The sequence below is a fragment of the Nocardiopsis sp. TNDT3 genome, from assembly GCF_003427465.1.
Lineage (GTDB): Bacteria > Actinomycetota > Actinomycetes > Streptosporangiales > Streptosporangiaceae > Nocardiopsis > Nocardiopsis dassonvillei.
The window spans coordinates 1-1470 of sequence record NZ_QPFC01001352.1 but is presented as its reverse complement, the minus strand read 5'-3'; the positions used below and the strand labels follow the sequence as shown (position 1 = coordinate 1470).

2 protein-coding genes are annotated in these 1470 nt (G+C 72.5%); one reads left to right on the top strand and one right to left on the bottom strand.

Annotated elements, in window-relative coordinates:
* The first annotated feature begins 67 nt into the window (after positions 1–67).
* Positions 68–1129, top strand: a complete 1062-nt coding sequence (bioB, locus tag DQW06_RS27725; RefSeq protein WP_013153135.1) for a biotin synthase BioB — start codon at positions 68–70, stop codon at positions 1127–1129.
* A 61-nt stretch (positions 1130–1190) separates the two neighbouring features.
* Here the strand turns inward: bioB and DQW06_RS27720 are convergent.
* The coding region (locus DQW06_RS27720) for a YiaA/YiaB family inner membrane protein (protein ID WP_117199587.1) at positions 1191–1470 on the bottom strand (280 nt) is incomplete at its 5' end.

The window sequence follows — 1470 nt, the reverse complement described above, 5'->3', positions numbered from 1 at the left end:
CTTCCGCCGCGTTTTTGGCTGGTTAGGCGACTGCGCCGTCCGCGTCCGGAGCCCCAGGATCGTCCCCGTGACCACATTCCTTCCCCTGGCCGAGAAGGCCCTTCGCCGCGAGACGCCCACCCGCGCCGAACTCCTCGGAGTTCTGAGCAGCTCCGACGACGACCTGATGGACCTGGTCGCCGCGGCCTTCCGCGTCCGACGGCGTTACTTCGAGCGCCGCGTCAAGCTCAACTACCTCGTGAACGTCAAGAGCGGACTGTGCCCGGAGGACTGCTCCTACTGCTCCCAGCGCCTGGGCTCCGACGCCGGAATCGTCAGGTACACCTGGCTCAGGCCCGACCAGACCCGCGAGGCCGCCTCCCACGGGGTGAGGGCGGGCGCCACCCGGGTCTGCCTGGTGGCCAGCGGGCGCGGCCCCACCGACCGCGACGTGGAACGGCTGGCCCCCGCCATCGAGGGCATCAAGAGCGAGCACCCCGGCGTGGAGGTGTGCGCCTGCCTGGGTCTGCTCTCCGAGGGCCAGGCCGACCGGCTGCGCCGGGCCGGGGCCGACGCCTACAACCACAACCTCAACACCTCGGAGGAGCGCTACGCCGACATCTGCACCACCCACGCGTTCGCCGACCGGGTGGACACCGTGACCCGGGCGAAGCAAGCGGGCCTGTCCCCCTGCTCCGGGCTGATCGCCGGGATGCGGGAGAGCGACGACGACCTGGTCGACGCCCTGTTCGCGCTGCGCGAACTGGAACCGGACTCGGTGCCGGTCAACTTCCTCATGCCCTTCGAGGGCACCCCGCTGGAGGGCACCTGGGAGCTGACCCCGCAGCGGTGCCTGCGCGTCCTGGCCGCCGCCCGGTTCGTCTTCCCCGACGTGGAGGTGCGCCTGGCGGGCGGCCGCGAGATCCACCTGCGCTCCCTCCAGCCGCTGGCGCTGCACATCGCCAACTCGGTGTTCCTGGGCGACTACCTCACCAGCGAGGGACAGGCGGGCCGGGCCGACCTGGAGATGATCGAGGACGCCGGTTTCACCGTGCAGGGCGCGGGCGAGCCCACCCTGCCCAGGGAGCGCCACGACCTGCTCAGGCCGCGCCGGAGGGGCGCCGGAACCGCTCTTCCGCCCAACGCCTGACACCGGCGCGGCCCGGGGCACGGCGCGCTCCGTCCCCGCGCGCCGCGCCGACCCGTCCCGCTCAGGAGCGCGGGACGGGCTGCTCCGCGTTCCAGACGGGGATCTGCTGGTAGTTCTGGGCGGCCTCGGCGGCCAGCGCGTCCTCCTGCCGGTCGCGCACGCACTTGGCCAGGGTGAACGTGGACGTGACCACGTAGAGCAGGCCCAGGCCGAGGAAGGCCCGGATCCACAGGTCGACGGGGAGGTAGACGATCCCCGCGCCCACTCCGACCGACGCCGCGCCGAAGGACAGGACGGACTGGAGGAAGAACTGCGGGGTGGACCGGGGCTGGGGGGTGTAG